Annotated in this window: 24 protein-coding genes; 15 read left to right on the forward strand and 9 right to left on the reverse strand. The window is 65.5% G+C overall.

Features of this window, described 5'->3' with window-relative positions; translation table 11 throughout:
* The 6 genes from E5675_RS06240 to rpmE all read left to right on the forward strand — a co-directional run bounded on the left by E5675_RS06240 (position 1) and on the right by rpmE (position 6,642).
* The gene (locus E5675_RS06240; RefSeq protein WP_136173751.1) at positions 1 to 1,164 is read left to right on the forward strand and encodes a 1-deoxy-D-xylulose-5-phosphate reductoisomerase; all 1,164 of its coding nucleotides are present in this window, start codon (positions 1 to 3) and stop codon (positions 1,162 to 1,164) included.
* On the forward strand, positions 1,157 to 2,287 hold the full coding sequence (gene rseP / locus E5675_RS06245) for an RIP metalloprotease RseP (protein WP_136173752.1): 1,131 nt from the start codon (positions 1,157 to 1,159) through the stop codon (positions 2,285 to 2,287). The genes E5675_RS06240 and rseP overlap by 8 nt, the downstream gene beginning before the upstream one ends.
* A gap of 73 nt (positions 2,288 to 2,360) precedes the next feature.
* On the forward strand, positions 2,361 to 5,045 hold the full coding sequence (bamA, locus tag E5675_RS06250) for an outer membrane protein assembly factor BamA (protein ID WP_136173753.1): 2,685 nt from the start codon (positions 2,361 to 2,363) through the stop codon (positions 5,043 to 5,045).
* Entirely contained in the window at positions 5,045 to 5,734 is a 690-nt protein-coding gene (locus tag E5675_RS06255; RefSeq protein WP_136173754.1) for an OmpH family outer membrane protein, read from the forward strand. Before bamA ends, E5675_RS06255 begins: the two co-directional genes overlap by 1 nt.
* Positions 5,735 to 5,738: 4 nt before the next feature.
* The gene (gene fabZ, locus E5675_RS06260; RefSeq protein ID WP_136173755.1) at positions 5,739 to 6,218 is read left to right on the forward strand and encodes a 3-hydroxyacyl-ACP dehydratase FabZ; all 480 of its coding nucleotides are present in this window, start codon (positions 5,739 to 5,741) and stop codon (positions 6,216 to 6,218) included.
* 196 nt (positions 6,219 to 6,414) lie between these two features.
* A complete protein-coding gene (rpmE, locus tag E5675_RS06270; protein ID WP_037555096.1) occupies positions 6,415 to 6,642 on the forward strand; it encodes a 50S ribosomal protein L31 in 228 nt (75 codons plus the stop codon).
* 9 nt (positions 6,643 to 6,651) lie between these two features.
* Here rpmE and E5675_RS06275 read toward each other — a convergent pair whose 3' ends face one another.
* Positions 6,652 to 8,124, reverse strand: coding sequence for a glycerol kinase (locus E5675_RS06275; RefSeq protein ID WP_136173757.1), 1,473 nt, complete (start codon positions 8,122 to 8,124; stop codon positions 6,652 to 6,654).
* A 312-nt stretch (positions 8,125 to 8,436) separates the two neighbouring features.
* Here E5675_RS06275 and E5675_RS06280 point away from each other — a divergent pair, with 312 nt between their 5' ends.
* The 3 genes from E5675_RS06280 to E5675_RS06290 all read left to right on the forward strand — a co-directional run bounded on the left by E5675_RS06280 (position 8,437) and on the right by E5675_RS06290 (position 12,766).
* Positions 8,437 to 9,846 (forward strand): DEAD/DEAH box helicase, encoded by a 1,410-nt coding sequence (locus E5675_RS06280; protein WP_136173758.1) that lies wholly within the window; start codon positions 8,437 to 8,439, stop codon positions 9,844 to 9,846.
* Between the two features lie 149 nt (positions 9,847 to 9,995).
* Positions 9,996 to 11,669 carry an MFS transporter gene (locus E5675_RS06285; protein WP_136173759.1) on the forward strand — a complete coding sequence of 558 codons (1,674 nt, stop codon included), beginning with the start codon at positions 9,996 to 9,998 and terminating at the stop codon, positions 11,667 to 11,669.
* A 56-nt stretch (positions 11,670 to 11,725) separates the two neighbouring features.
* Entirely contained in the window at positions 11,726 to 12,766 is a 1,041-nt protein-coding gene (locus tag E5675_RS06290; RefSeq protein ID WP_136173760.1) for an alpha/beta hydrolase, read from the forward strand.
* On the opposite strand, the gene E5675_RS06295 is transcribed toward E5675_RS06290, so the two are convergent.
* The 7 genes from E5675_RS06295 to E5675_RS06325 all read right to left on the reverse strand — a co-directional run bounded on the left by E5675_RS06295 (position 12,720) and on the right by E5675_RS06325 (position 19,319).
* On the reverse strand, positions 12,720 to 13,472 hold the full coding sequence (locus E5675_RS06295) for an alpha/beta fold hydrolase (RefSeq protein ID WP_136173761.1): 753 nt from the start codon (positions 13,470 to 13,472) through the stop codon (positions 12,720 to 12,722). The two genes, E5675_RS06290 and E5675_RS06295, sit on opposite strands and share 47 nt — an antisense overlap.
* Positions 13,473 to 13,518: 46 nt before the next feature.
* Positions 13,519 to 13,758 carry a hypothetical protein gene (locus tag E5675_RS06300; RefSeq protein WP_136173762.1) on the reverse strand — a complete coding sequence of 80 codons (240 nt, stop codon included), beginning with the start codon at positions 13,756 to 13,758 and terminating at the stop codon, positions 13,519 to 13,521.
* 161 nt (positions 13,759 to 13,919) lie between these two features.
* Positions 13,920 to 14,591: a spermidine synthase gene (locus tag E5675_RS06305; protein WP_136173763.1), complete on the reverse strand. Its 672-nt coding sequence runs from the start codon at positions 14,589 to 14,591 to the stop codon at positions 13,920 to 13,922.
* A gap of 6 nt (positions 14,592 to 14,597) precedes the next feature.
* Positions 14,598 to 15,848, reverse strand: a complete 1,251-nt coding sequence (locus tag E5675_RS06310; RefSeq protein WP_136173764.1) for an N-succinylarginine dihydrolase — start codon at positions 15,846 to 15,848, stop codon at positions 14,598 to 14,600.
* A 2-nt stretch (positions 15,849 to 15,850) separates the two neighbouring features.
* A complete protein-coding gene (locus E5675_RS06315) occupies positions 15,851 to 16,852 on the reverse strand; it encodes an arginine N-succinyltransferase (protein ID WP_136173765.1) in 1,002 nt (333 codons plus the stop codon).
* The gene (locus E5675_RS06320; protein WP_136173766.1) at positions 16,849 to 18,060 is read right to left on the reverse strand and encodes a hydrolase; all 1,212 of its coding nucleotides are present in this window, start codon (positions 18,058 to 18,060) and stop codon (positions 16,849 to 16,851) included. Before E5675_RS06320 ends, E5675_RS06315 begins: the two co-directional genes overlap by 4 nt.
* Before the next feature lie 47 nt (positions 18,061 to 18,107).
* Positions 18,108 to 19,319 carry a hypothetical protein gene (locus E5675_RS06325; protein ID WP_210727616.1) on the reverse strand — a complete coding sequence of 404 codons (1,212 nt, stop codon included), beginning with the start codon at positions 19,317 to 19,319 and terminating at the stop codon, positions 18,108 to 18,110.
* A gap of 204 nt (positions 19,320 to 19,523) precedes the next feature.
* On the opposite strand from E5675_RS06325, the gene E5675_RS06330 reads away from it, so the two are divergent.
* On the forward strand, positions 19,524 to 20,696 hold the full coding sequence (locus E5675_RS06330) for a GGDEF domain-containing protein (protein WP_136173767.1): 1,173 nt from the start codon (positions 19,524 to 19,526) through the stop codon (positions 20,694 to 20,696).
* Here E5675_RS06330 and E5675_RS06335 read toward each other — a convergent pair whose 3' ends face one another.
* On the reverse strand, positions 20,697 to 20,996 hold the full coding sequence (locus tag E5675_RS06335) for a hypothetical protein (RefSeq protein WP_136173768.1): 300 nt from the start codon (positions 20,994 to 20,996) through the stop codon (positions 20,697 to 20,699).
* 171 nt (positions 20,997 to 21,167) lie between these two features.
* On the opposite strand from E5675_RS06335, the gene E5675_RS06340 reads away from it, so the two are divergent.
* The 5 genes from E5675_RS06340 (at position 21,168) to E5675_RS06360 (ending at position 26,058) form a co-directional block, all read left to right on the forward strand.
* Positions 21,168 to 23,261, forward strand: coding sequence for a malate synthase G (locus tag E5675_RS06340; protein ID WP_136173769.1), 2,094 nt, complete (start codon positions 21,168 to 21,170; stop codon positions 23,259 to 23,261).
* A 199-nt stretch (positions 23,262 to 23,460) separates the two neighbouring features.
* A complete protein-coding gene (locus E5675_RS06345) occupies positions 23,461 to 23,883 on the forward strand; it encodes a VOC family protein (protein WP_136173770.1) in 423 nt (140 codons plus the stop codon).
* A gap of 39 nt (positions 23,884 to 23,922) precedes the next feature.
* The gene (gene dmeF / locus E5675_RS06350) at positions 23,923 to 24,825 is read left to right on the forward strand and encodes a CDF family Co(II)/Ni(II) efflux transporter DmeF (protein WP_136173771.1); all 903 of its coding nucleotides are present in this window, start codon (positions 23,923 to 23,925) and stop codon (positions 24,823 to 24,825) included.
* 71 nt (positions 24,826 to 24,896) lie between these two features.
* Positions 24,897 to 25,391: a hypothetical protein gene (locus E5675_RS06355; protein ID WP_136173772.1), complete on the forward strand. Its 495-nt coding sequence runs from the start codon at positions 24,897 to 24,899 to the stop codon at positions 25,389 to 25,391.
* Positions 25,392 to 25,434: 43 nt separating this feature from the next.
* The gene (locus tag E5675_RS06360; protein ID WP_136173773.1) at positions 25,435 to 26,058 is read left to right on the forward strand and encodes a DJ-1/PfpI family protein; all 624 of its coding nucleotides are present in this window, start codon (positions 25,435 to 25,437) and stop codon (positions 26,056 to 26,058) included.
* Positions 26,059 to 26,136 lie beyond the last annotated feature (78 nt).

A 26,136-nucleotide genomic window follows, 5' to 3' on the forward strand; every position in this document is an offset into this window, starting at 1 on the left:
ATGGCGCGCCGCCTCTCCCTGTTCGGTGCGACGGGCTCGGTCGGGCAATCGACCCTCGATCTCGTGCGCCGCGATGGAGAGGCCTGGCGGGTCGCGGTGCTGACCGCCAATTGCGACGTTGCCGAGCTGGCGAAGCTCGCCAAGGAATTTCGCCCCGACCTCGCTGTCGTCGCCGACGAAAGCCGTCACGACGCGCTGAAGGATGCGCTTTCAGGAACGGGCATCGAAACCGCTGCAGGCGCCGCGGCGCTCGTCGAGGCGGCGCAGCGGCCCACTGACCTCGTCATGGCGGCCATCGTCGGTACCGCCGGCCTCGCGCCGACGATGGCGGCACTCGCCGCCGGCCACGACGTCGCGCTCGCCAACAAGGAGGCGCTGGTGTCGGCGGCCGAGTTGATGACGGCGGCCGCACGCGCCTCGGGCGCAACGATCCTGCCCGTCGACAGCGAGCATAATGCGATCTTTCAGTGCCTTTCGGGCGGCCGCATCGATCAGGTGCGACGCATCATCCTGACCGCGAGCGGCGGGCCGTTCCGCACGATGCGCGCCGACGACATGGCGCGCGTCACGCCCGCACAGGCGGTCGCGCACCCCAACTGGTCGATGGGCGCCAAGATCAGCGTCGATTCGGCGACCATGATGAACAAGGGGCTCGAACTGATCGAGGCGCATCATCTGTTCCCCGTCGGGCTCGACCGCATCGAAATCCTCGTCCACCCGCAATCGGTGATCCACAGCCTCGTCGAATATATCGACTGCTCGACGCTCGCGCAGCTCGGATCGCCTGACATGCGCATCCCGATCAGCAGCGCGCTGGCCTGGCCGCAGCGGATGGCAACGCCGTGCGCCCCGCTCGACCTCGCAACCATCGCGCGGCTCGATTTCGAGGCGCCCGACGAGGTGCGCTTTCCCGCGACCGCGCTCTGCCGCGCCGCGATCGCCGAAGGCGGCGCGCGCCCGGCGCAGCTCAACGCCGCGAACGAGGTGGCGGTCGCCGCCTTCCTTGCGGGCCGCATCTCCTTCCCCGCGATCGTCGACACGGTGCGCCGCGTGGCCGATGCCGACGCCCCGGCGGTGCCGACCTCGCTTCAGGACATATTCAGCGTTGATGCCGCATCCCGCGCGGCCGCGCAGCATTTTGTGGACCAGTACGAACATGCCTGATGTGCCGCTTTGGCTTTATTTCGTCGCTTTCCTCGCCGTCCTCGGGCCGCTCGTCTTCGTGCACGAATATGGCCATTATATCGTCGGCCGCTGGTGCGGGGTGAAGGCCGAGACCTTCTCGATCGGATTCGGGCGCAAGATCCTCGGTTGGACCGACAAGCGCGGCACCGAATGGAAGATCGGCTGGCTGCCGCTCGGCGGCTATGTCCAGTTCGCGGGAGACCGCGATGCGGTCAGCCAGCCCGATGCCGATTGGCAGCAGCTGCCCGCTGAAGAGAAATCGCACACCTTCCCCGCGCAGCCGGTGTGGAAGCGCGCGCTGATCGTGCTCGCTGGGCCCGTGACGAACTTTCTGTTCGCCATCCTGATCTTTGCGGCTTTTGCGATGGTTTACGGCGTTGGCCGTACTCCGGCCGTTATCGGCGCGGTAGAGGCGGACAGCGCCGCGCAGGAAGCGGGTCTACGCGCCGGCGACAGGATCGTCAGCATCGACGGCCGAAGAATGGATACGTTCAACGACATTCAGGCTGCGGTGGCGTTCAACCTCGGCAAGCCCGCCAGCCTCCAGATCGCGCGCGGCAACGATCGGCTGAACGTCACGTTGCGGCCGCGGATCATCTCCGAGCGCGACCCGTTCGGCAACAAAAGCGAGCGCGCCGTGATCGGGATCCGTTCGGGTGCGCCAGTCTATTCGGCCGTGGGTCCCGTCGCGGCGTTCCAGGAAAGCGCCGCGCAAACTTGGGAGATGGTGCGGCTGACGGGGAGCATCCTCGGCCAGTTCGTGACTGGCCAGCGTTCGATCAAGGATATGGGCGGACCGGTCAAGATCGCCAAGCAGTCGGGCGAGATGGCGACACTGGGGATCGGCACGCTGATCTTCTTTGCCGCCTTCATCTCTATCAATCTGGGGTTCATCAACCTCTTGCCATTGCCGATGCTCGATGGCGGTCATCTGGCCTTTTACGCCTATGAGGCGATCCGGCGACGTCCCGCGCCCCCCGAGGCGCAGGAATGGGCGTTCCGATTCGGCTTTGTGGCGATCGCGACCCTCATGCTGGTCGTGACTTTCAACGATTTGGGCTCAATTGGCGTGTGGGACAGGATCGCCCGCTTGATTGGCTAGCGAGTCTGGGGCAGGGAGTGGCGCGCAACCCCGCGGTCAGGCGGGTTTGTCGCTTTTGAGTTATTTTTTCGGGATGAACAGCGTGGCTTCACACAAATTTTCGGCGCGGACGCAGCTGTCGGTGGTTCTTCTGGCCGGCACGATGCTCGCGACGCCGTTGATGGCGCAAGATGTTGCGCCGCCGCCCGTCCCCGCGCCGACGGTCCCGGCGCCGACCCCCGAAGCGGCGCCGACCGCGACGACGGTCCAGTCGATCACGGTCGTCGGCAACCAACGGCTCGAGGCGCAGACGATCCTGTCGTACCTGCGCTTGCGCGTCGGCCAGCCATATGACCGCGCGGTGCTCGACCAGGCGCTGAAGGACCTTGCCGCCACCGAGCTGTTCAAGGATTTCCAGATCACCGACAACAATGGTGCGCTGACGATCCAGGTCACCGAAAACCCGGTGATCAACCGCGTGATCCTCGAAGGCAACAAACGCCTCAAGGAAGACAAGATCCGTCCCGAGATCAAGATGGCGCCGCGCCAGATCTACACGCGCTCGAAAGTCCGCGCCGACGTCGCGCGCATCATCGAACTCTACAAGCGGCAGGGCCGCTTCGCCGCGACCGTCGAGCCCAAGATGGTCTCACTCGACCAGAACCGCGTCGACGTCGTCTTCGAAATCAACGAAGGCCCGAAGTCGAAGGTCCGCCAGATCAACATCATCGGCAACGAGAAGTTCAGCGACGGCGACCTCAAGGACGAAATGGCGACCAAGGAGGCGGGGCTGCTGACGATCCTGTCGTCGAACACCAGCTACGACCCCGATCGCCTCGCCTATGACCAGCAGAAGGTGCGCCTTTTCTACCTGACCAACGGTTATGCCGACTTCCGCGTGATTTCGGCGGTCGCCGAGCTGACGAGCAACAAGCAGGACTTCATCATCACCTATGTCGTCGAGGAGGGCGAACGCTACAAGTTCGGCGACGTCGACGTGCAGAGCGAGATCCGCGACTTCCAGCCCGAGATGCTGAAAAAGCTGCTGCCGATGAAGACCGGCGACTGGTACGACGCCAAGCTGGTCGAGGATACAGTCGAAAGCCTCAGCGAAACCGCCGGCCTGTTCGGCTACGCCTTCGCCGACATCAATCCCGAATTCCGCCGCAATCCCGAAGACCGGACGATGGCGATCACCTTCAACGTCGGCGAAAGCCCGCGTACCTACGTCGAGCGCATCGACGTCAACGGCAACACGCTGACGCACGACAAGGTGGTGCGCCGCGAATTCCGCCTGAACGAGGGCGACGCGTTCAACAGCTTCGGCGTCAAGCGGACCGAGAGCCGCATCAACAGCTTGGGATATTTCCAGGAAAATCTGGAAATCGAGCGCAAGGAAGGCAGCGCGCCCGACCGCATCATCCTCGAAACCAATGTCGAGGAAAAGCCGACTGGCGAACTGTCGCTCTCGGCCGGTTTCTCGTCGATCGAGAATTTCCTGCTCCAGGCGTCGATCCGCCAGCGCAACTTCCGAGGCCTCGGCCAGCAACTCCAGGCCTCGGTCAACTATTCGAGCTATTCGAAGTCGATCGAACTCGGCTTTACCGAACCCTATCTGTTCGACCGCAATATCTCGATCGGCGGCAGCGTCTATCGCCGCGATCTCAATTCGTTCAACTTCATCGACAACGATCGCCGCACGACCTTCGAACAGGTCACGACCGGCGCGCAGATCAACGTCGGTGTGCCGCTGACCGAATTCATGTCCTTCTTCGGTCGCTACAGCATCAACTTCGACGATGTGACGCTCGACAAGTCGATCTATTATTTCGGCGACGAATGCGATCCGCTCGTCGCCGGCCGCTATCTGTGCGACGCGATCGGCAGCCGCACAACCTCGCTGCTCGGCTACACGCTCGCTTATGACGACCGCGACAACCGCCTGCGTCCTACGCGCGGCCAGTCGCTGTCCTTGAGCCAGGATTTCGCCGGGCTTGGCGGCAGCGTCAAATATGTTCGCACGCGCCTCGCGGGCAGCAAGCACTTCAACCTTGGCAGCCGTTTCATCCTCAACATCTCGGCCGAGGGCGGCTATATCTATCCGTTCGGCGGGCGCCCGACCCCGACCAGCGACAAGGTCCGCCTGACCGACCGCTTCTTCCTCGGCGAACCGCAGATGCGCGGTTTCGACATTCGCGGGGTCGGCCCGCGCGTCATCCGCTATGCCGCGACCTATGATCCGCTCAATCCGGTGATCGACACCAGCAACGACAATCGCGGCCAGATTGACGACGCGCTCGGCGGGCGCGCCTATTATCAGGGCCGGATCGAACTCGATATTCCGCTTGGCACCGGGGCAAAGGAATTGGGGCTGCGGCCGTCGATCTTCCTCGATGTCGGCTCGGTGTTCAGCGTGAAACGTCCGACGCTGACCACGCTCGACGATTTCCGCGATCCCGCCGACGGTTTCACCAAGTTCCTCTGCCGCAACGCGACCACGGGCGTCAGCCAGTTCGCGACCGAAACCGTTACGACACCGGAAGGCGGCGTCCCAACGCCAACCGGCGACTATACGACCTGCCCGGAAGGTTTCTCGTCGCTCGCGCCGTTCGAGGAACGCTTCTTCGGCGACACCTGGATGCCGCGCGTCGCAATCGGTGCCGGGGTCAACTGGAACTCTCCTTTCGGTCCCTTCCGGATCGACTTCGCTTACGCCCTTCGTAAAGAAGAGGGCGATGATACCAAACGCTTCTCATTCAATGTAGGAACCCAATTCTGATGAAGAAAATCCTTGCCGCCTCCGCGCTGGCGATCGCCGCGCTGTCGGTTTCGCCCATCCTCTCGGCCCCCGCACTCGCGCAGGCCAAGGGCGTGGGCGTTGCCGACGTGCGCGTCGCCGCCGCGCGTTCGAACGCCTTCCGCACCGCGTCGCAGCAGATCGAAACCACCTACAAGGCGCAGATCGATCAGCAGCAGTCGCGCGGCCAGACGCTGCAGGCCGAAATCAACGTCCTGATCGCCAAATATAATGAAGAGGCGAAAAAGACGCCGCAGAACCAGGCCGCGCTGCAGGCCGCCGCAAAGGCGGTGCAGGACAAGCGCCAGGCCGCGCAGACCGAACTCGGCCAGATCGGCGCGCCGGTCGACCTCGCCATCGCTTATGTCGAAGACCAGATCAGCGTCCGCATGAACGAGGCGATCAAGGCCGCGATGACCGCGAAAAAGATCGACCTGCTGCTCAACCCCGACGCCGTTCTTGCGCGCGAAAACAATGTCGACATCACCGACGCGGTGGTGACCGAACTCAACCGCATCCTGCCCAGCGTTTCGATCGCGGTTCCGGCCGGCTACCAGCCCGGCCAGCTCGTCCAGCAGCGCAACCAGCAGCTGATGGACGCGGCGCGTGCGTCGCAGGGCACGGCGACTCCGGCGCCGGCGCCGACCGGCACCCAGCCAACCACGCGCTGATCCGATGGCCGAAGGGGAAAATGGGGCAGGGGCGTTGGGCCCGGTGGATATCCGCCGGATTCTGACGCTGCTGCCGCACCGTTATCCGATGCTGCTCGTCGACCGGGTGGAATCGATGGTGAAGGACACCTCGATCCACGCGGTCAAGGCGGTGACGATGAACGAGCCCTTTTTTCAGGGCCATTTCCCCGGCCGGCCGATCATGCCCGGCGTCCTCATCGTAGAGGCGCTGGCGCAGGCGGGCGGCATTCTCGCGATCGAATCGCTCGGCCTCGGCGGCTCGGGCAAGCTCGTCTATTTCATGGGCATCGACGGGGTGAAGTTCAGGAAGCCCGTCGAACCCGGCGTGCTGCTCGACCTCCATGTCACGATCCTTCAGGCGAAACGGAATATCTGCAAGTTCGAAGGTAAGGCGATGCTGGGCGATCAATTGGCGACCGAATGCCAGTTCACCGCTATGATCGCCGATCCGCCGAGCGACTAAGAAGTATCTCACTTCGTCATCCCGGACTTGATCCGGGATCCACCGCGGCGTCGAAGTCGTGGGCCCCGGATCAGGTCCGGGGTGACGAAGCAGGGGAGTTGCATTTTTCCAGCCAGCCCACTAAGGGCGCCACTTCGCGTTCTCGGACGCACAGACTCAGCCGCTGGTCGGTAACCAGCGGCACAGGAGCCAAGAGATGAAAAAAGACGTTCACCCCGACTATCACATGATCACGGTCAAGATGACCGATGGCACCGAATATCAGACGCGCTCGACCTGGGGCAAAGAGGGCGACGTGATGACGCTCGAAATCGACCCCACCGCGCACCCGGCGTGGACCGGCGGCACCGGACGCCTGCTCGACGCTGGCGGTCAGGTCGCGAAGTTCAACAAGCGTTTCGGTGGTCTCACCCTCAAGCGTTAATTCGGCTCCTCAGCCGAGGACTTTTGCAAGCGCGCTTTGCCAACCGGCAAGGCGCGTTTTGCGTTTCTGGGCGTCCAGAGCCGGGGTAAAGCGTGTCGCGGTGCCGCGCATCGTCGCGGCGGCGCTACCAAGATCGGGATAAAGGCCGGCCCCCGTGGCGGCGAGCATCGCGGCGCCCAGCGCGGTGCTTTCGACGAACCCCGGGCGTTCGACCGCCAGATCCAGCATGTCGGCCAGATCCTGCGCCATCCAGTCGTTCGCGGCCATGCCGCCGTCGATCCGCAATTCGGCCCAGTCGACCCCGTCGGCGGCGAAGGCGGATTTGAGGTCGTGCGCCTGATAGGCCTGCGCTTCGAGCGCAGCGCGCGCGACATGCGCTTTCGTGCTCGCAAAGCTGAGGCCGGAGAGCGCCGCGAGCGCGTCGGGCCGCCAGTGCGGGGCGCCGAGCCCGGCGAGGGCGGGGACCAGATAGACGCCGCCATTGTCGGCGACCGACCGCGCGAGCCCCTCGCTCTCGCCGGCGCTCGCGAGCAGGCCGAGGCCGTCGCGCAGCCATTTGATCAGGCTGCCGGCGACGAACACCGATCCCTCGAGAGCATAGGAGCGGGCACCCTCCTCCTGAACCAGGATAGTTGCGAGCAGGCGGTTCGCCGATTGCGGACGTTCGGGACCGCTCGCCGACAGGATGAAGGCGCCGGTGCCAAAGGTCGCCTTGGTCTGCCCGGGCGACAGGCACGCCTGCCCGATCGTTGCCGCCTGCTGGTCGCCCGCCATGCCGCAGATCGCGATCGGGCTCCCAAACAGCGCGGGTTCGGTCACGCCGACGCGCGTCGTGCAGCCGGTGATTTCGGGGAGCAGCGTCATGGGCACGCCGAGCAGGTCGCACAATTGCTCGTCCCAGCCGCCATCGCCGTTGATATCCATCAGCAGCGTGCGCGAGGCGTTGGTCGCATCGCTGACATGGACGCCGCCAGTCAGCCGGTAGACAAGATAGGATTCGACCGTCCCGACCGCGAGCCGCTCGCCCGCCTCGCGAAGCTGCGGCCAGTGTTCCAGCGCCCAGCCGATCTTGCTCCCCGAAAAATAGGGATCGAGCAGCAGGCCGCTTCTCTGTTGCACCATCGCCTCGTGCCCCGCCTCTTTCAGTGTCGCACAATCGGCTGCGGTGCGGCGGTCTTGCCAGACGATCGCGGGCGCGAGCGGCTCGCCCGTCTTTCGGTCCCAGAACACGACGGTTTCGCGCTGGTTCGTGATGCCGATCGCCGCCACCCGATGCGCGCCGCCCGCCCGTTCGACCATGTCGCGCGTGCAGGCGATCGTCGCTTCCCAGATTTCGGCCGCATCATGCTCTACCAGCCCCGGCCCCGGATAATGCTGCCGAAACTCGCGCTGCGCGCTGCCGAGCGGGGAGCCCTCGGCGTCGAAGAGCATCGTGCGGGTCGAGGTCGTGCCTTCGTCGATCACGATGATCTTTTCCGGCATGATGTCCTCCCTCTCCCGTTCGCTCTTCGCCAAGCTCAGCACGAACGAGGGAGGGGAGCAATCCCGTGCCGAGCAATAATCTTGCAATATTGCGCAACCCATGCCATATGATGGTGCAGCGCAGCATGGCGGACCCTTCCGCCGCAACCACCGGCAGCGTGATTTTCCCGTCCGAAACAGGCGCGGGACGAGCCGGACCGGCGCTTTGTCCCCAGAGGCACCCTTTCACGCGGGTCGTTTCGAACCCGCGGCCGTGCGCCGTTCGTTCGGATCGAACGGATGCGCTTGCGCGTCGCCCCATGTGAGTAATTTATGACGACTTTTAACGACTTTGGCCTGCACGCCGACATCAATCGCGCGCTTGCCGCCAAGGATTATACCCAGCCCACCCCGATCCAGACGCAGGCGATCCCGCCGCTGATGAAGGGTCGCGACCTGTGCGGCATCGCGCAGACGGGCACGGGCAAGACCGCGGGCTTTTCGTTGCCCTCGATCCATCACCTCCTGACCTATCCGCACCGCGCCAATCCGCGCAGCTGCCGGATGCTCGTGCTCGCGCCAACGCGCGAACTCGCGGCGCAGATCGCGCAAAGCTGCCGGGACTATGGCCGCTTTACCAAGCTTCGCGTATCGACCGTGTTCGGCGGCGTGCCGATCAACAAGCAGATCCGCGACCTCGCGCAGGGCGTCGACATCCTCGTCGCCACGCCGGGGCGCCTGCTCGACCTGATCGACCAGCGCGCGCTACGCATGGACGATGTCGAAATCTTCGTCCTCGACGAAGCCGACCAGATGATGGACATGGGTTTCATCCACTCGCTGCGCCGCATCGCCAAACTGCTGCCGTCGCGCCGCCAGAACCTGTTCTTTTCGGCGACAATGCCGAAAGAGATCGCGGGCCTCGCCGACCAGTTCCTCAACGATCCGGTTACCGTGTCGGTCGCCCCGCAGGCGACGACTGCCGAGAAGATCCGCCAATATTCGACCTTCGTCGAACAGAAGGAAAAGCAGGCGCTGCTGACTGCGGTGATCGGCCGCGAGGACATCGACCGCGCGCTTATTTTCACCCGTACCAAGCATGGCGCCGACCGCGTCGTGCGTCACCTTGCGGGCGCGAAGATCAAGGCGATGGCGATCCACGGCAACAAGAGCCAGTCGCAGCGCACGCAGGCGCTGCAGGCGTTTCGCTCGGGCGAGATCAAGCTGCTCGTCGCGACCGACATCGCCGCGCGCGGTATCGACGTGTCGGGGGTGAGCCATGTGATCAACTTCGAAATCCCGAATGTTCCCGAACAATATGTCCACCGCATCGGCCGCACCGCGCGTGCCGGCGCAGAAGGCAAGGCGATCAGCTTCATCGCCCCCGACGAGCGCACCTATATGCGCGACATCGAACGCGTGACGCGAACCAAGTCCGAACCGATGCCGCTGCCCGAGAATTTCAGCGAACTGGTACGCAACCTGCCCAAGCCGGTGCAGCCGCCGCGCGATACCGGTAGCAAGGGACGCAACCCGCAGCGCCAGCGCGAGGACGCGCACCGTCAGCGGGACGGGGGCCAACGCGACGCCGGGAACCGTGATGGCGGTCAGCCGCGCGGCGACCGCGGCCCGCGCCGCGAGGGTCCGGCTAGCGGCGAAGGCCAGCCCCAGCGCAAGCGCCGCTTCCGCCCGAGGAACAAGAGCGTCGGCGCACACAAGGGCGCGGTGAAGCGCGTCGGCTAAATTACAGACAAACCTCATTTTCCGTTCGTGCTGAGCTTGTCGAAGCACCGCTCTTTCCTCTAGCATTGCGCAAAAGGAAGAACGGCCCCTCGACGGGCTCGGGCGAACGGATGTTGGGATGAACCACTTCCGAAAATGGGGAGTGGTAAATGACGGACGGCGCAGGCGTAGCGACCACAGCAAGCGACACCCGCCAGAGCGAACGCAAAGTCATCTTGGCCTCGTCGCTCGGCACGGTGTTTGAATGGTATGATTTCTACCTCTACGGCCTGCTTGCGACGATCATTTCGGCTCAATTCTTCTCGGGCGTCAACGAAACCACCGGCTTCATCTTCGCGCTCGCAGCCTTTGCCGCAGGTTTTGCGGTAAGGCCGTTCGGGGCGCTCGTCTTCGGGCGCATCGGCGATCTCGTCGGGCGCAAGAACACCTTCCTCGTCACCATGGGGCTGATGGGCGCCTCGACCTTCCTCGTCGGCGTCCTACCCAGCTATGCATCGATCGGCGTCGCGGCGCCGATCCTGCTCGTGCTGCTCCGCCTCATCCAGGGACTCGCGCTCGGCGGCGAATATGGCGGCGCCGCGACCTATGTTGCCGAACATGCCCCCGACGGCAAACGCGGCCTATTCACCAGCTTCATCCAGACCACCGCGACATTGGGCCTGTTCGCCGCGCTCGGCGTCGTCATCGCGATCCGCACGGCGATGGGCGAGGCGGCGTTCGCCGACTGGGGCTGGCGCATCCCCTTCCTGATCTCGATCATCCTGCTCGGCGTGTCGCTCTGGATCCGCCTCCAGCTCGAGGAAAGCCCGGTTTTCAAGCAAATGAAGGAAGAGGGGACGACGTCGAAAGCGCCGCTGACCGAAGCCTTCGGGCGCTGGGAAAACCTAAAATGGGTGCTTGTCGCGCTCTTCGGCGCGGTCGCGGGGCAGGCGGTCGTCTGGTATTCGGGACAATTCTACGCGCTGTTCTTCCTCGAAAAGACGCTGAAGGTCGACGGTGCGACCGCAAACATATTGATCGCCATCGCGCTCGCGCTCGGCACGCCCTTCTTCATCTTCTTCGGCTGGCTCAGCGACAAGGTCGGGCGCAAGCCCATCATCCTCGCGGGCTGCGCGCTTGCCGCAATCACCTATTTTCCGGCGTTCCAGATCCTGACCGAAGCCGCCAACCCGGGGCTTGCGGCCGCGCAGGCAAGGGCGCCGGTGACGGTGATCGCCAACCCCGCCGCCTGCTCATTCCAATTCGACCCCATCGGCAAGAACAGGTTCGATCGAACCGCTTGCGACGTCGCGAAATCACATTTGGCCAAGGCCGGCGTGCCCTATGTTTCGCAAGACGCGGGAAGCGACTGGGCGACGGTCACCATCGGGCGAGAAGTTATTACGATCGCCAATCCGCAAGGGGGTCTCGGCCCCGGCATGAAGGCCGCGGGCATTCCCGCTCGGCTTGCCGAGATGGACGCGGCGCTCGCCGCCGCCGGCTATCCCGCCAAGGCCGACCCCGCCGCGATCAACAAACCGCTCGTCGTCGCGATCCTCTTCTACCTCGTGCTGCTCGTGACGATGGTCTACGGCCCGATCGCCGCCTTGCTTGTCGAGCTGTTTCCGAGCCGCATTCGTTACACTGCGATGTCGCTGCCCTATCATATCGGCAACGGCTGGTTCGGCGGCTTCCTGCCGACGACGGCGTTCGCGATGGTCGCGGCGACCGGCAATATCTATTACGGGCTCTGGTATCCGGTGGTTGTGGCGATGATCACCTTGGTGATCGGCCTCTTGTTCCTTCCCGAGACCTTTCGCCGCGCGCTACATCCTTCGGCATAGATTGACCCTGTGCCCTCGCGCGCTAGGGTCGCTTCACGCCTTGAGGGGGGCGCGTGATGGTTGCTGACGATATGGATTTCGACGAGCCGCAGCCGCGGCGGCGTCCCTTGTTCCGGCGCAAGCGGGTGTTGATCCCGCTCGGCGTCCTGCTTGCGATTGTCGTCGGTTTCCTGCTGCTGTTGACCCCGGATACCGATCGCGACGCGATGATCGCCAAATATGGCGGCCCGGACGCGGCCTTCGTCGCCGGGCCGGCCGGCCAGCATATCCACTACCGCGATCAGGGCCGCGCCGACGGCCCGCCGATCATCCTGATCCACGGCGCCAATGCCAGCCTCCATACGTGGGAGCCGCTGGTGAAGCGGCTCGGCGCTACCTATCGCATCGTCACGCTCGACCTGCCTGGGCACGGACTGACCGGCGCGACGCCCGACAAGGATTATTCGGCCGAGGGGATGAGGCACGCCGTCGATGTCGTCGCGGCGAAGCTCGGGCTCGATCATTTCATTCTCGGCGGCAATTCGATGGGCGGCTGGGTCGCGTGGCGCTATGCGCTCGCGGAGCCTGCGCGCGTCGATGCGCTGCTGCTGATCGACGCCGCGGGCATGCCGCTCCGCAAAGGCGAGAAGCGGCCCGAATCGAACGTCGGCTTCCGCATACTCGAATATCCCTTCGGCCGCTGGCTGGCGACGCGGGTGACGCCGCGGATGCTCGTCGAACAGTCGCTGCGTGGCTCGGTCGAGAAACAGGGCATCATCGATGACGCGATGATCGACCGCTATTGGGAATTACTGCTTTTCCCCGGCAATCGCGAGGCCACGGTGCTGCGCGCGCGAATGGACCGCGAGCCCGAAGTCGCGGCGCGGGTCGGCGAGATTGCGGCGCCGACCCTGATCCTGTTCGGAGCTAAGGATCGGGTGATCAACCCGAGCGCCGCGAAGACATTCAACGAACGGATAAAGGGATCGGAGGTCGCGATCCTGCCCGGCATCGGTCATTTGCCGATGGAAGAAGCGCCCGACGCGACCGCCGCCGCGATCGCGGACTTCCTCAAGCGGCGGCTTGCGCCCGCTCCGGCTGATCCAGAAACGCGCTGATCCGGGTCGAAATCGCCGCCGCGTGGGTGAAAGGAAAGAGGTGCGATCCCGGCACCACCTCGAGCGCCGCGCCGTCGATCAAATCGGCGATCGCTTGGCCGTGGCACGCGGGCACGACGCCGTCGCGCTCGCCCATCAGGACCAGCACGGGCGTGCCTTTGAGGTGCGGTAGCGCCGCGACGCTCGTCCACCCGGCCATCGCCATCGACTGATAGGCGAGGCCGAGCGGGGTCGCGGTCGGCAGCTTCAGGCCGCTTGCCAGCATATCGTCGTCGAGCAAAGCCGCCCAGCCGATCCCCGGCGCGCCCACCGTCGGGGTCGTCGCCATCAGCACCAGCCGGCGCACGCGCCCGGGAAACTGGATCGCGACCTGCTGCGCCAGTGCGCCGCCCCAACTGAACCCCGCGACGTCGATCACCTTGTGACCCAGCCGGTCAGCAATCTCCATCACCACCGCCGCGATCGTGGGGGCGGCATAGGGCAGCAGCGCGTCGGGCGAGCCGCCGACGCCGGGCATGTCGAGCGTCCACACTTCGCGGCCGTCGATCTGCGCGAGCAAAGGCGCAGCAGCGGCGATGTCGGCGCCGATTCCGTTGAGGAACAAGAGCGGCGTGCCGGGCGCGCCTTCGCGCCAGCGCGCGACGCGCAGGCTCAGGCCGTAAACATGCTCGGTACTGATCGTGGGCCGCCCGCTGATCCTGCTCATGGGCCGTGCCTTGGCATATCCTGATGACCGGCGAAAGTCCGGTGCGCTAGCCCGCCCGCCTCGCGGCGTCCGCCGCCTGCTCGTAGCGCAGGCAGTCGAAAATCTTCGCGCCGGCAAGGAATACCGACCCCGTGCAGGCCAGCAGCAACAGCTTGCCGCCGTAACCGGGATATTCGTGCAGATAGGCCGCGCCGCGCGCCATCGCGCCGACGGCGAGCGCATAGATGATCAGGCACGCCTCGAGGCGGGTCTTGATGACGAACAGACGTCCGATTTTCTTCAGCATCGGCCTATCCCAAGCAAACGCCATGCCACCGGCGCAAATCGGGGATTCGGCGCGCCGGGCTTATGGTAAATTGTAAGTTAATCCGACAGGTGGCGGAAGGGCGGGGAGCTTGCACATAGCGCGAAACCGGCCCGATCTGTCGCGTCCGGCCAGTAACGGATCTATCCCGCCCGCGCGAACCAGATCACATGCCGCGCGCCCTTGCCGCCCGCCCGCGCGCGCACTGCGACTTCCTCGACCCGAAACCCTGCCGCCATCAGCCGCCGCGTAAAGCGCGCGTCGGGCGCGGCCGACCAGATCGCGAGCACCCCGCCCGGCCGCAGCGCCGCTTTCGCCGATGCGAGCCCCGCCGCCGAGTAAATCCCGTCGTTCGCCGCGCGCACCAGCCCGTCGGGGCCATTGTCGACGTCGAGAAGGATCGCATCATAGCGGCTTCGCCCGCCCGCAATGGCCGCCGCGACGTCCCCGACGACCAGCTCGACGCGCGGATCGTCGAGACAGCCCGCCGCGAGCCCGGCCATCGGCCCGCGCGCCCAGTCGATGATTTCGGGAGCGAGCTCGGCGACGGTTACCTTCGCGTCCGGGCCGAGCGCCGCGAGCGCGGCGCGGAGCGTGAACCCCATGCCATAGCCGCCGATCAGCAATTGCGCGGTATCGGGCCCCCGCAGCCGCTCACAACTCATCACCGCGAGCGCCTCTTCGGAGCCGCTCATTCGGCTGTTCATCAATTCATTGCCGCCGATCGCGATGATGAAATCGTCCCCGCGCCGGTAGAGGCGCAGTTCTTCTCCACCCGGAATCTGAGCGGTGTCGACCAGTTCGCGTATCTTCAAGGAAGATCAGTCCAGTTCGCTGAGGCCAAGCTCGGCGAGCAGGGCGCTCCGTGCCTTGCGTACGTCGCTCGCCAACGCAGCCGAGCCAAGGTCGCCAGACGCGATCGCCTCGGGCCAGAGTTTCGCCACCACGGCGGCGATGCTATCGAGCTTCGCCTCGTCGGCGATGAAGCGCGGATCCACGGTCGCGGGATCGGCGACGACGCGCAGCCGCAGGCAGGCGGGGCCGCCGCCGTTCGCCATCGACTGGCGGACATCGACGGGCAACAGGCGGCGGATCGGACCGTTGCCCGCGATCATAGCTTCCAGCCAGTTCCAGACGGCGGGGGTGTCCTGCGCTTCGGTCGGCAGCACCAGCCCCATGCCGCCGCCATCGGGCAGGCTGACGAGCTGCGCATTGAACAGATAGGATTTGATCGCGTGCGCCAGGCTCACCGCGCTCGCGGGCACTTCGACGATCTCGACCGCGGGGAAGGCCGCGCGGATTTCGGCGTGCGCCGCCTCGCGATCCTCGAACGCGGTTTCGTGCGTGAACAGCACATGCTCGTTCGCGACCGCAACGACGTCGTTGTGAAAGGCGCCGCCCTGGATCGCGCTGTCCGATTGCCTGATGAACAGCGTGCGCGCTGGATCGAGCCGGTGCTTGCGCGCGATCGCCTTCGACGCGTCGAGATGCTGGCGCGCGGGGAATCGCCCGCCGCCGACCCCATAGACGAAAATCTCGACGCCGGCTGTGTCGTGTCCGCTGCACAGCCGCATATGGTTCGCCGCGCCCTCGTCGCCGAACGGCGCGGGGACGGGGGCGTGCACCTGAAAGGCCGGATCGGCGAAGGCGAGGCGAAGCTGCGCGAGCGTGCCCGGCCATTCGTGGCTGCGGTGCGGCATGGTGACGAGGTTCGCGACGGTCAGATGGCATTTGCCGTCGGCGCTGTCGGGGGCGGGGGAGACCGTCGCGGCATTCGCGGCCCACATCGACGAGGCCGACCAGGCCTGTGCACGTAAATGGCCCTCGGCCTGCTCCGGCGTCGTGCCGAGCGCCCCGAGCCAGGGCGCATCGGGGCGATCGAGCGGGACGAAAAAGCCCTGCGGCAGCCCGAGCGCCAGATTGTGGCGCATTTTCTCGATGCCCTGCAGCGCCGCAGCTCGCGGCTGCGACACGTCGCCGGCATGGCTCGCCGACGCGATATTGCCGCGGCTGAGCCCCGCATAATTGTGGCTCGGGCCGATAATCCCGTCAAAGTTGATTTCGGTGAGCATGGTTACCGCCCGATCCAGCTGATTTCGTCGCCCTTGCCGATGCTCAAAATGCGCGCCGCCTCCGTGTCGATCGTGCCGTCGGCGCCGACCTTTCCGAAACAGCAGCGGAAATCGCCGAGCCGTCCGGTCGCGATCAGCGCGTCCTCGCCGCTTTCAGCAATTCCCGTCACCTCGACATGCTTTGCATCGCGCACGCTCGCGACCTGATCGGTGCGTGCTGTCATCGTCGGGCCGCCATCGAAGATGTCGACGTAATTTTCGAATGCGAAGCCCTCATTCTCCAGCATCCGCATCGCCGCTCGCCCCGTCGGGTGCGGGACGCCGATCACGCTGCGCGCCTGTTCGTTCAGCATCGCGATATAGACGGGATGCTTGGGCATCAGGTCGGCGATGAACTGGTTGCCGTGGACGGCGTTGAACTGGTCGGCTTCCTGGAAATTCATCCCGAAGAATTTGCCCGCGACCCCGTCCCAGAAGGGCGATCCGCCCGCCTCGTCGATCACACCGCGCAACTCGGCGAGGATGCGGTCGCCGAAACGCGCACGGTGCCGCGCGATGAACAGGTAGCGTGAGCGTGCGAGCAGCAGCCCGAGCCCGCCGGCGCGTGCCGCGGGGTGCAGGAAGAGCCCGCCGACTTCGGATGCGCCGTTGAGGTCGTTGCTCAGCATCAGCACCTGCGCGTGAAAGGTGCGGCCCAGCTGTTCGCTATGCTTGCTGTCGGTGCCGATGCGATAGGAATAAAAGGGCCAGCGCTGGCCGACCTGCCCGAAAATCTGGCAGGTGCCGCGCACTTCGCCGCTGTCCAAATCCTCGAGCACCATCAGGTAAAGCTCGTCGGCGGGATATTCCTTGTCCGAATTGAAACCCGCCTCGGCGCGCTCGAGCTTGGCGCGCAGCGCCTTTTTGTCGGGGGGCAGGTTGGTGAAGCCGCCGCCGGTCAGCTTCGCCATTTCGTATATGCTTTGCAGATCGCCCGGTTTGGCCGCCCGGATCACATAATTCACACAGTCCCCCGTTCCGCTATTCTCAACATGGTCAGCGCCGACAGCCGCGCCCGTTCGGCGAGGCTATCGACGATCAGAAATTCGTCCGAGCTATGAATCGCGCCGCCGCGCGGGCCCATCGTGTCGACCACCGGAATCCCGCACGCGGCGATATTGTTGCCGTCGCACACGCCGCCGGTCGCGTTCCAGCCGATCGCCGGCAGGCCGAGCGCCGTCCCGCAGTCGCGCACCAGCTCGAACAGCCGCGTTGCGGCGGGGTCGAGCGGCTTCGGCGGCCGGTTGAAGCCGCCATGGACATGGCAATGCACGTCATGTTCGCGCGACACCGCCGCGACGGCATCGCGCATCGCGGCTTCGGCCGCCGCCATCGCTTGCGGAGTCGTCGGGCGCATGTTGACGCGCAGGATCGCCTGGTCGGGCACGATATTGTTCGGCCCGCCGCCGTCGATCTTCGCCGGATTGACCTTCAGCGTATCCGATCTGAGCGCGCCGAGCCGCAGCGCAAGGTCGGCGGCGGCGAGCAGCGCGTTGCGCCCCTCCTGCGGGTTGCGCCCCGCGTGTGCGGCGCGCCCATGGACGATCACCGAGAAATTGCCGCTTCCCGGCCGCGCGCCGGCAAGCGTGCCGTCGGGGAGGGCGGGTTCATAGGTCAGCGCCGCGGTCTTGCCTTTCGCGAGCTCGGCGATCAGCCGCGCCGAGGCCTGGCTGCCCGTTTCCTCGTCGCTGTTGATCATCACGTCATAGCCGACTCGCTCCGCGAGCGGCGAGGCTTCGAGTCCCGCGAGCGCGGCAAGGATCACCGAAATGCCCGCCTTCATGTCCGCGGTGCCGGGGCCGTTGAGCACCCCGGGTTCGAGCCATTTCAGCGTCTGGAACGGATGGTCGGCGGCAAATACCGTGTCCATATGGCCGGTCAGCAGCAACTGCACCGGCGCGCCGGGCCGCACGCGGAGGTGCAGATGGTCGCCGCGCTGGATGATATTGACCTTGCCCGCGGCGTCGACGCTCTTGACCGGATCGGCCGCGACGAGCCGGACCTCGCCCGGCAGCGCGGAAAAGGCGTCTGCCAGCACGCCGGCAACGCTCTTCAGCCCCGCAAGATTGCCCGTGCCGCTGTTGATTGCGGCCCATCGCTCGACCTGCGCGAGCATGGGCGCGTCGGCGGCGCGTTCGAGCACGGGGGCCTCGGCGGTCGTGACGGAGTTCATGCGCCGGCTATAGACGTGCCTGCCGCCCTTTTGCCACCCCCGACGCGCTATGGTGCCTTTGCGGCTGTAGCGACGGGTTTGAGGAGCGGCGCATAACCGTGAAGCTGCAATGCCTTGCGCGGCGAAAGCGTCGCGGCGAGCGTGTCCAGCACTTGCTGCGCCCGCACATCCTTGCCCTCAGCCAACAGGGTGCGCGCGAGTTCGACCCGCGCCCGCTGGCGCACGTCGAGATTGCCGAAGGGATCGAAAAAGGAATCGATGCGGCTCTTATCCTTGACGCCGGTCCAACCGAAGGGCTCGGCGCTCGCCGCATCCTCGGCGATCGTCGTATAGCTCCGTGCGGCCTCTCCGAGCGATATCTTGCCCGTCAACACGCGGTATCGTGTCTGGAACAGCCGCGCTTCGTGCGAGGGCGCCTCGCCCGCGAAATCGGCGAGGACGCGCTCGACCCATCCCCAGTCCACGACGCCCGTGGTCGCCTGCATCCCGAGCAGGTTGAAGGCGAGGATCGCACCGCGATGCTCCGCTGTCGTCGCCGCGCGCACGGCCGCGTCGTCGGGGCGGCCGAGGCTCGCGGCGGGCACGAGTTCGATCGCGGGATCGTGCTTCAGGATCGCCTCGATGTCGGGCTTGTGGAAATATCCGACGACCACCAGCACGGTTTCGCCTTTCCGCTTGCGCGCGATCGCGCGGACGCGCTGCGCCTGCATGAAGGTGCGATAGAGATAGAGGCGGCGCGGCAGGTCGCGGTCGGCGCGCGGCGCGGGCTCGTTCGCCCATTTCTGCAAAGGCGCGAGCGTTGCGGGGTCGTCGGCTGAAAAGAAATCCCAATCGAGTATCTTGCGGTCGGGAAAGGTCAGGAAACCCCGAAACCCCTGTGTCTTCCGCACTTCGAGCGGCATATCGAGATCGACGCCGAAGCCGAGCAGTTGATCGTCGACCGGCGGCATCCAGTCGATCGGGCAAAGTTCGGTCGCATTCTTCGCGGCCCAGGGCAGGACGATGCCTTGGATTTCATAGGTGAATTCGTAATAGTCCTGCCGCGATGCCTGTTCGGGCGGACGCTCGATACACACCGCCGCAGGCTTTACGAGATCGAGCCAGGCCGCGAGCATCCCCGGTTGGTCCTTTTCGGCGACGAGCTGGGCGGCGTGCTCGACGCCGAGGATCGTGACGCGCGTTCTGGCTTCTTGGGCGTTGGCGAGGGGCGGGATGACGGCGAACAAGAGAGCAAACCACGGAAAGGCACGTCGCAGCACGGTCGATATCCTCGGCTAAGAAAATGGATGCTCGCATAGCACGGGTGGCGGCGGGGGCAACGCGGGAACCCGCGATACGGTAAAGTCGCTGCGGCAGGCCGGCCAATCGGGTAACACGCGCGCGAATCATCCCGAATCGCAATATATTAACCGAAAGTTGGGGACGGCCCGGTTACGCCGACGGACGACGATGAGTGAGGGGCGATGACTTCTGCCTTTATATTTGGCATTAACATGTCGGTGGCCGGCATTTTTGCCGTCGCGTTTGCTGTGGTCGCCGCGACCAACCGCACCGCGCGCGGCGCGGGGTGGCTTGCGTTCGGCTATGGCATGGGGATCATCTATGTCGGCCTCGAATTTCTGCTGACGCAGCAGGTCGATCCGACCCCCGTCGGCATCGGCATCTTCCTGGTCTTCATGCTCGCACTCAGCTTCGCGCTGGTCGGGGTTGCGCATCATTATCGCGTGCCGCCGCCCTTGGCCGCGATGGCGGCGATATGGGTCCTCACCATCCTCGCCGTGCCCGCGATTTTCAGCATGACCTATGGCTCGACGCTGCGGCTCACCCTCTATCAGCTACCCTATTTCGCGATGCAGTCGCTGCTCGGGCTGGTGATCTGGCGCTCGCGCCGGCGCCAGGCGCTCGACCTGCTGCTGATTGCGTTGCAGGTGATCGCGGCGATCATCTATATCGCCAAGCCCTTCATCGCCGCGACGGTCGGAACGGCGAGTTCGCCGCAGGGCTATATGGCGACGACCTATGCCGCCATCTCGCAGAGCGGCAGCGTCGTTACCCTCATGGCAATCGCGCTCGTCATGCTGCTCGTGATCATGCGCGACACGACGGCGGAAATGGTCGCGCGTTCGGAAACCGATCCGCTGTCGAGCGTGCTCAACCGGCGCGGCTTCGAACATCATGCCGAACTGGCGTTTCTGCGTGGCGGGGCGGCAGTGCTGATCACTGCGGACCTCGACGATTTCAAGAAGATCAACGACAGTTTCGGCCATGCGGCGGGCGACGGCGTGATCGCGCATTTCGCGGCGATGCTGGCCGGTGCCGCGCCTGCCAATGCGATCGTGGGCCGCATCGGCGGCGAGGAGTTCGCGGTGCTGCTTCCCGACGCCTTGCTGTCCGATGGACGGCTTTATGCGGAAACCGTGCGTGCCGCTTTCGCTTCGGCGCGATTGCCGGTGCTCGGGGTCGACCGCGGCTTCACGGCGTCGTTCGGTGTCGCCCAGCGCACGTCGGACCGTTCGCTGTTCGAACTGGCGCGCCGCGCCGACGCCGCGCTCTATCGGGCCAAGGCCGCGGGACGGAACCAGGTTCGCGTCGCGCTCGGTGAAATGCCGTCAGTGCCGGCCCTCGGCGTCGCCTGATCAGACCGCGAGCAGCGGCGTATCTTCCTCGCGCGGCGGCGCGGCTTCGAAACCGGGGAGGGGCTCGAAACCCTCTTCGCTGAGCTCTATCGACGCGAGGCCGCCGAGCTTGAAATGCCCCAGCCGCGGATCTTCGTCCGACCGCCAGCTCTTATTGAGATTCAGCGCGCTGATAAACAGGTCGCCACGGCGTTCGAACAGCAGATGCGGCGCCAGTGTCAGCGTCTGGCCGTTATATTGCGCCGTTACCAGCTTCTTGCGGGCGATGGCTTCCATCAATTTCAGTCGTGTATCGTCCATGGATCCGGATCATCAGGGGAGGGTGTCTTTTTTCGTTGTGCGTTGCAACGTAACCTACGCGGCCCCCATTGAAAAGCGCCCATTGCCAATCGAATCCAATCGCGGCATAGGGCGGCGGCCCTTTCCTCCCCGGGTCCACTGGCGCAGCCGCGCCGACCAGAGGGTGCTTGCATGACCGAATTTCTCGATCGCTCCGGCCTGTCCGTCGATTCGCGACTGGCCGATTTCATCGAACAGCGTGCGCTGCCGGGGACCGGGCTCGACACTTCCAAATTCTGGAGCGATTTCGCCGGGTTGCTGGGCAAGTTTGCGCCCGAAAATGCCGCGCTGCTGGCGAAGCGCGAGAATATGCAGGCGCAGATCGATGCGTGGCACGAAGCGCGTGCTGGACAGGCGCACGATGCCGCCGCCTATCAGGCTTTCCTGCGCGAGATCGGCTATCTCGTCCCCGAACCCGCGCCATTCAGCGTCGGCACAAAAAATGTCGATCCCGAAATCGCGACGATGGCGGGGCCGCAGCTCGTCGTGCCCGCGCTCAATGCGCGTTTCGCGCTCAACGCCGCCAATGCACGTTGGGGCAGCCTTTACGACGCGCTTTATGGCACCGACGCACTCGACGCGCCGCCTGCAAAGCCCGGCGGCTATGATCCCGACCGCGGCGCCGCGGTGATCGCGCGGGCGAAGGCATTCCTCGACGAAGCGGTGCCGCTCGCGTCGGGGAGCTGGGCCGACTGGCAGGGCGGAGAGCTGACGCTAGCCGATCCGTCGCAATGGGCGGGCAGCAAGCCCGGCGGCATTTTGCTGAAGCATAACGGCCTTCACATCGAACTCGTCATCGACCCCGACAGCGCGATCGGTAAGACCGACCCCGCGGGCATCGCCGACGTCCTGATCGAGGCCGCGCTGACGACGATCATCGACCTCGAGGACAGCGTCGCCGCGGTCGATGGCGAGGACAAGGTTCTGGGCTACACCAACTGGCTCGGCCTGATGCGCGGCGACCTCGTCGAGAGCTTCGACAAGGGCGGCAAGACCGTCAAGCGAGCGATGGCGGCCGACCGTGAATGGACATCGCCGTCGGGCGAGGCGTTCGCCCTGCACGGCCGCAGCGTGATGTTCGTGCGCAACGTCGGTCATCTGATGACGACGCCGATGATCAAGCTCCCCGACGGTGCCGAAGCGCCCGAGGGGCTCTGCGATGCGGTGATCACCAGCCTCTGCTCGCTCCACGACCTCAAGGGCCTCGGCACGCTCAGGAACAGCCGCGCGGGCAGCATCTATATCGTGAAGCCCAAGCAGCACGGGCCGGAGGAATGCGGCTTCACCGATCGCCTGTTCGACGCGGTCGAGGATATGCTCGGCCTCGCGCGCCACACGATCAAGGTCGGCGTGATGGACGAGGAGCGCCGCACCAGCGCGAACCTCGCCGCCTGCATCCACGCGGTGAAGGACCGCATCGTCTTCATCAACACCGGCTTCCTCGACCGCACCGGCGACGAGATCCACACCTCAATGCGCGCGGGGCCGATGATCCCCAAGGGCGAGATGAAGGCGTCGGACTGGATCGCGAGCTACGAGGACCGCAACGTCCGCATCGGCCTCGCTTGCGGGCTTTCGGGCAAGGCGCAGATCGGCAAGGGCATGTGGGCGATGCCCGACCTGATGAAAGCGATGCTCGACGCCAAGATCGGCCATCCGAAGTCGGGCGCGAACACCGCGTGGGTGCCGTCGCCGACCGCCGCGACCTTGCACGCGCTCCACTATCATCAGGTCGACGTGTTCGCGCGACAGAAGGAAATCGCCGGCGAGGCGGTGCCGTCGCTCGATCGCCTGCTCGCCATCCCCGTCGCCACCGGCCGCAACTGGAGCGAAGCCCAAATCATGCGCGAGCTCGACAATAATTGCCAGGGTATCTTGGGCTATGTCGTGCGCTGGATCGATCAGGGTGTCGGCTGCTCGAAGGTCCCCGACATCGACGACGTCGGCCTGATGGAAGACCGCGCGACGCTGCGCATTTCGAGCCAGGCGCTCGCCAACTGGCTGCTCCACGGTGTCTGCACCGAGGCGCAGGTCGACGCTGCGCTGGCGCGCATGGCAGCCAAGGTCGACGCGCAGAATGCGGGCGATGCGCTTTATGAAAAACTGTCGCCCGACGGGATCGCCTATCGCGCCGCGCGCGCGCTGATCTTCGAAGGCGTCACGCAGCCGTCGGGCTATACCGAGCCGTTGCTGCACAAATACCGGCAAATGAAAAAGGCGGGCTGAGCCATCGGCGCAGGGCTTTGCTTCGCCGCCGGTTGAATCCGTACCCCCGGTGTCGGTAAGATAGACCTGTCAGAAAAGGACAGGCTGGTGCGGTTGGCCCGGCCCCCGCGCTCGCGGGTCCTGGCAGCCGGTGTGACGGCGAGCCCCATGACCTGGAACGGCGGCGTATCTTCACGTTGCCGCATCGAAAGGTCGTGTTATGCAACAACAGATTTCGGTTATTACGCTCGGCATCGCGGACCTCGCGCGTTCGCGGCGCTTCTACGGCGATGGCTTCGGCTGGTCGCCGGTATTCGAGAATGAGGAGATCATCTTCTACCAGATGAATGGCCTCATGCTCGGTACCTTCCTGCAAGCTTCGCTGGAGGCGGATATGAACCGCCGCGGGCTTGTCCGCCCCGGATCCTTCGCGCTCGCGCACAATGTCGAAAGCGCGGGGGCGGTCGACGCCGCGATCGACCGGCTTGTCGCAGCCGGGGGCGCCTTGCTCCGCAATCCCGATGCGCCGCCGCCCGGCGGCTATCGCGGCTATGTCGCCGACCCTGACGACCATGCATGGGAAATCGCCTGGAATCCCGCCTGGTCCATCGATGGTGAAGGGCGCGTCGCCTTCGGGCTTTGATCGACTTGCCGGAGAGCTGATTATTTATAGGGTGGGGCCATGTCCGAATCCTCATCCACCCAGCATCTGCACGATTTCCTCGGCGCCTCGCACGACGAGAATGCGAAGCGCACCCTGTGGGTCGTCGCGCTGACCGCGGTGATGATGGTCGCCGAAATCGCGGCGGGTTACTGGACCGGCTCGATGGCGCTGCTCGCCGACGGCTTCCATATGGCGACGCATGCGGGCGCGCTCGGACTAGCCGCGCTCGCCTATCGCTATGCCAAGAAGCATCGCCACGATCCGCGCTACAGCTTCGGCACCGGCAAGGTCGGCGACCTCACGGGTTTTGCCTCGGCGCTGATCCTCGGCATTTTCGCGATCGGCATCGCGGTCGAATCCTTCCTGCGCCTGATCGATCCGGTGCGCGTCGATTTCGCGAGCGCGACGCTCGTCGCGGTGCTCGGCCTTCTGGTCAATGTCGCGAGCGCGCTGCTCCTGATGGGCGGGCATCACCATCACGGGCACGGACATGACCATGATCACGCCCATCACCACGGTCACGACAATAACCTCCGCTCGGCCTATTTCCACGTCCTCGCCGACGCGCTGACCTCGCTGCTCGCGATCGGCGCGCTGCTTGCGGGGCGCTATCTCGGGCTCCACTGGATGGACCCTGCGATGGGCATCGTCGGGGCGCTGGTGATCGCGCGCTGGTCGTGGGAGCTGATGCGCGACACCGCAGCGATCCTGCTCGACACGAACGACGACGAAGCGGCGGCGGCGATCCGTTCGCGCGTCGAGGCGGCGGGGGCGGTCGTAACCGATCTTCACGTGTGGCGCGTCGGACCCGAGGCGCGCGCCGCGATCGTCGAAGTGAGGGGCGAGGTGTCGTGCGAGGAGCTGCGCGACCGGCTGACGGACATCGTGGCGGTTGCGCATTTGACGATCGCACTTCGTTGACCCGTCGATAGCGGGTTGCGCCGCCGCACGATTCGATTAGAACATAAAGGGAACATTGTGGAGTTTCCTTTATGTCCGCTGCCGTCGATCCCGCCTATCGCCACTATCCGAAAGCGGCGCGCTATCATTCGCGCGTCGCGGCCGGCGGCGCCGTGCTGAAACTCTATCATCTGACCGCCCCCGAGGCGCCGGTGCCGGACGATGTCGAAACTCTGGCGGCGCGGTGGTTCGATGAGCAGGCGCCCGCGACCCTCGTCGCGGGCGATTGCGGCTTCGTCATCCTCCACCGCTGCGGCACCGATTTCTATTTTCTGCTCGTGTCGATGTGGCGCGGCTCGAACGAGCTGTGGGAAGCGGTCTGGTACCGCCACGGCGACATGCCCGCCTTCGCGGCCTTCGATCCAGCCTATCCGCCGCAGCCGGGCGTGGTGCGCCCGACCTTCTGTGTCTGGGAACTCGGCATCGTCGCGCACGAAAGCGCGGCGTGGGCCCGCTATCTCGGTTCGCCGCGCGACGATGCCGCGCGGTCGCGCTGGGTTGATGACATCTTCGAAGGCGCGGTGTAGGCGCGAGCCCCTTTGGTCCTTCATCTTTCGCAGGAGTTTTGACGTGCAGATCGCGGTGCTGACCTTCGACGGCTTCAACGAACTCGATTCGTTCGTCGCGGCCGCCATCCTGAACCGCCTGCGTGGACAGGGCTGGGAGGCGCATATCACCGCGCCGACGCCGCATGTCACCTCGATGAACGGCGTGACGATCGAGCGCCAGCAACCGCTCGACTTCGCGGCAAAGGCCGATGCGGTTATCATCGGCAGCGGCATCCGGACGCGCGAGATCGCGGCCGATCCGCTGATGCTCGGCCGCATCCGGCTCGACCCCGCGCGCCAATTGATCGGCGCGCAATGTTCGGGAACCTTGTTGCTCGCACGGCTCGGGCTGATCGGCGACCTCCCCGCCTGCACCGATCTCACCACCAAACCGTGGGTGATCGAGGCGGGGGTGGAAGTGCTCGACGCGCCCTTCGTCGCGCACGGCAATGTCGCGACGGCGGGCGGCTGCCTCGCGTCGCAATATCTTGGCGCGTGGATCATCGCGCGCCTCGCGGGGACGGCGGCCGCCGAAGAGGCACTCCACTATGTCGCGCCTGTTGGCGAAAAGGCCGATTATGTGAACCGCGCGCTGGCGGCGGTGCGGCCGTTCCTGCCGGTGGAGGCCCTCGCCCAAACGGCTTAGAGTCTTTCCGGTCTAGCTCGGAAAGTCTCTAGCTGGCGATCCCATACAATACAGCTTGCTCCGCACCGCTATAAGGCG

The sequence above is a fragment of the Sphingopyxis sp. PAMC25046 genome (assembly GCF_004795895.1).
Taxonomy (GTDB): Bacteria; Pseudomonadota; Alphaproteobacteria; order Sphingomonadales; family Sphingomonadaceae; genus Sphingopyxis.